We start from the raw sequence: 3,667 nt of genomic DNA, 5'->3' as shown, positions 1-3,667 counted from the left end.
TCAGGAGTCAGGAGTCAGTATTCAGGAGTCAGGAGTCAGTATTCAGGAGTCAGGAGTCAGTATTCAGGAGTCAGGAGTCAGTATTCAGGAGTCAGGAGTCAGGAGTCAGGAGTCAGTATTCAGTATTCAGGAGTCAGTATTCAGTATTCAGGAGTCAGTATTCAGTATTCAGGAGTCAGTATTCAGTATTCAGGAGTCAGGAGTCAGTATTCAGGAGTCAGCTTCTGAAGGCAAGAGGCAACAGGCAAGAGGCAAAAGACAGAATCTGACAATTCTCCTACCTAAAAAGAAGGTTAGAAACTAAGCACATCAAAGCTTTTAGCTTAACCAATTAGGTCTTAGATTCGGCCCTTGTTGTCAGATGTGAGTTTTCAGTTCACTGTTTACTGTTTACTGAAAAAAGGCTCCCCACTTCCCCACTTCCCCACTTCCCCACTTCCCCCTCTCCGGTGCTTCCTACACCCTTCTATTGCCCATAGCTTGTCCGGCGAGATAACCAGTGGTCCAAGCGCTTTGAAAATTAAATCCCCCCGTGACTCCATCGATATCTAGTACCTCCCCGGCAAAATATAACCCCGGACAGATTTTACTTTCCATAGTTTTAAAATCCACTTCCTGAAGATTCACTCCCCCAGAGGTGACAAATTCCTCCTTAAACACTCCTTTCCCTTTGATTTGATATTCCCCTTGCTGTAATTCCATCATCAATCTATTGAGAGTATTTTTAGATAATTCTGCCCAGGGAGTTTCCGAGTTAACAGTCAAGTAACTTAATAAACTCTGCCAAAGACGCTTAGGTAACTGTTCAAAAGGACAATAATTAAAAAGTTTTCTTTTGGGATATTCACTTTTAGTTTGTAAGATAATTTCTCGCAATTTTTCAGGATGATAATCCCCCAACCAATTAATGATTAAAGGCATTCGGTAATGATGCTCGTGAAGCACCCGCGCTCCCCAAGCAGAGAGTTTTAAAATAGCCGGTCCACTAACTCCCCAATGGGTAATTAATAAAGGTCCGATTTGTTCTAATTTGCTTCCCCCAAGACGAACTCGCACTTTATCCACAGTAACCCCTAACAAATCTTTCAGACGAGCATCGGCAATTTGAAAGGTAAATAAAGAAGGGACAGGAGAGACTAAAGAATGACCTAAATCTTGAGCGGTGCGATAACCAAAAGGACTACTTCCCGTAGCAATTAACAGCTTATCTGCCCTAATTTGCTCATCTTTTTTTAATTCAATTAAAAAACTTTCTTCCTGTTTTTTAACCGATTTAACTGGGGAATTTAGCCTTAAATCAACCCCAGCAAAAGTCGCACTTTCCCGCAGACAATTAACAATAGTTTCAGAATTATCGGTGCTGGGAAACATTCGTCCATCCGCTTCTGTTTTGAGTTTTACCCCCCGCAATTCAAACCATTTAATAGTATCTTGGGGTTGAAACCGACTAAAAGCTCCCCGTAGTGCTTTGCCACCGCGAGGATAATAATTAACCAATTGGGAAACATCAAAACAATGATGGGTGACATTACAGCGTCCCCCTCCCGAAATCCGCACTTTAACTAGAGGTTCTTTTGCCGCTTCTAGGATAGTAACGCCAGCTTTTGGGTTAGATTCTGCCGCTTTAATTGCGCCAAAAAATCCCGCTGCCCCGCCACCAATTACGACTATTTGAGTCATATATCAAGGAAAAAGTTAAGTTTAAACCGCCAAAAATCGCTGAATGACTTCTTGACTTAATTCGCTCGTGAAACCGGAAGCAACAATTCCCCCTTTCTGCATGGCGTAATATCGATCAGCTTGGCGGACAAAATGCAGGTGTTGTTCTACTAATAAAACGGCGATTCCTTTACTGGCAACAATACGCCGCACCGCTGCTTCAATTTCGAGAATAATTGACGGTTGAATTCCTTCCGTGGGTTCATCTAAAATTAATAATTTTGGTTCCCCCACTAAAGCGCGAGCGATGGCTAATTGCTGTTGTTGTCCACCGCTTAAATCTCCTCCCATCCGCGATAACATGGTTTTTAAAACGGGAAATAAATCAAAGATTTCTTCGGGAATTGTGGCATTTTTTCTTTTTGTGGGTAAAGCTTCCAAACCGAGAGTTAAATTCTCTTTTACCGTTAAACGGGGAATAATATCCCTACCCTGCGGCACATAACCCAGTCCTAATCTGGCTCTTTGATCTGAGGTTTTATTAATCAGGTTTTCTTGCTCATAATTAATTGTTCCCGCTCGCGGTTTTAAGATACCCATCAAGGTTTTTAATAGGGTAGTTTTACCCACGCCATTACGTCCGATTAAACAGACCATTTCTCCCGCATTAATGTTAAGGTCAACATCTCTTAAAATATGACTTTCTCCGTAGTAAACATTGAGTTCAGATATGTGTAACATTGTCAACCCTTTTTAACTAATTTTAATCCTTTGACTTTTTATTCTTCCGAGGAACCTAGATAAACTTCAATAACTTTCGGATCATTTTGAATTTGCTCCATATTCCCCTCACAGAGAACAGTTCCTTGGTGTAAAACCGTGACTTTGCGGGCAATTTGACGGACAAATTCCATATCATGTTCAATGACAATAATCGAATGACTTTCCGCTAAATTTAATAACAAATTACCCACGTTTTCCGTTTCTTCATCGGTTAATCCTGCCACGGGTTCATCTACTAGCAGTAAATCTGGTGACTGGGCTACTAATTGTCCTATTTCTAAGCGTTGTTTTTCCCCGTGGGAAAGTAAAGAAGCGGATAAATCAGCTTTAGCAGTTAACCCGATAATTTCCAATAAACCAATAACTTGTCTGCTATCTTCTAGGGGAGGACGACCGAAAAGAGTCGAGAAAACATTTTTATTACGGTTGCTAACTAAATCGAGATTTTCTCGGACAGTTAGATTTAAATATACCCTGGGAGTTTGGAATTTGCGACCAATACCTAAACGAGCGATCGCATATTCGGGAATTTTGCGGAGATCTCGACCTTTAAATAATACCCGTCCGATGGTGGGTTGCACTTTCCCCGTAATCACATCTAAAAAAGTGGTTTTTCCCGCACCATTGGGACCGATAATCACCCGTAATTCTCCCGTATCCATACTGAAATTAAGATTATTGAGAGCTTTAAAACCCCCAAAACTAACGGTAAGATTCTCGATTTCTAAGATTTTTCCAGTCATAATTTCTAAGAGGGAATTGGGAAGTATTTTCAGTGAACAGTCAGCAGTAATCAGTGAACTGAAAACTCACATCTGATAACTGATAACTGATAACTGATAACTGATAGCTAAGGTCACTTATGCTCTAATTCTTCTCTTTCCAGTTGCACTTCCGGAGCTTCCTCAATACTAGGATAGGTAATTAAAGTTTTGCGGAAACCAAAATGAGTCAGCAAACGTTTAATCCCACCGAGAAGACCATCGGGAAGCACTGTCACCACAATTAGGAATAGGGCCCCTTGGAAAAATACCCAGACTTCCGGAAATTGTTCGCTTAAAAAAGTTTGGGCTAGGCGTACTAATAAAGTACCGACAACTGCCCCCACAAGGGTAGCACGTCCCCCCACAGCCACCCAAATCACCATTTCAATGGAAAAAGCCACATCCATAGAGTTAGGGGTGATAATTCCCGTTTGCACGGTATAAAGAGCGCCGGCAACACC

5 protein-coding genes are annotated in these 3,667 nt (G+C 41.5%); 1 reads left to right on the top strand and 4 read right to left on the bottom strand.

The window, feature by feature from the left end:
* Nucleotides 1–228: hypothetical protein (locus PX482_RS14625; protein ID WP_288122609.1), on the top strand; the 228-nt coding region annotated here is incomplete at its 5' end.
* A gap of 228 nt (nucleotides 229–456) precedes the next feature.
* Here the strand turns inward: PX482_RS14625 and PX482_RS14620 are convergent.
* From PX482_RS14620 to PX482_RS14605, 4 genes are all read right to left on the bottom strand, one after another.
* The gene (locus PX482_RS14620; protein ID WP_002759863.1) at nucleotides 457–1,680 is read right to left on the bottom strand and encodes a BaiN/RdsA family NAD(P)/FAD-dependent oxidoreductase; all 1,224 of its coding nucleotides are present in this window, start codon (nucleotides 1,678–1,680) and stop codon (nucleotides 457–459) included.
* 21 nt (nucleotides 1,681–1,701) lie between these two features.
* The gene (urtE, locus tag PX482_RS14615) at nucleotides 1,702–2,400 is read right to left on the bottom strand and encodes an urea ABC transporter ATP-binding subunit UrtE (protein ID WP_002759861.1); all 699 of its coding nucleotides are present in this window, start codon (nucleotides 2,398–2,400) and stop codon (nucleotides 1,702–1,704) included.
* Between the two features lie 38 nt (nucleotides 2,401–2,438).
* Nucleotides 2,439–3,185, bottom strand: a complete 747-nt coding sequence (urtD, locus tag PX482_RS14610) for an urea ABC transporter ATP-binding protein UrtD (protein ID WP_002759860.1) — start codon at nucleotides 3,183–3,185, stop codon at nucleotides 2,439–2,441.
* A gap of 113 nt (nucleotides 3,186–3,298) precedes the next feature.
* Nucleotides 3,299–3,667, bottom strand: a 369-nt coding sequence (locus tag PX482_RS14605; protein ID WP_502888562.1) for an ABC transporter permease subunit, incomplete at its 5' end; no start/stop codon positions are given.

This window comes from Microcystis sp. M53602_WE12 (assembly GCF_030065455.1).
GTDB classification, from domain to species: domain Bacteria; phylum Cyanobacteriota; class Cyanobacteriia; order Cyanobacteriales; family Microcystaceae; genus Microcystis; species Microcystis aeruginosa.
This window is presented reverse-complemented; position numbering and strand designations above follow the sequence as displayed.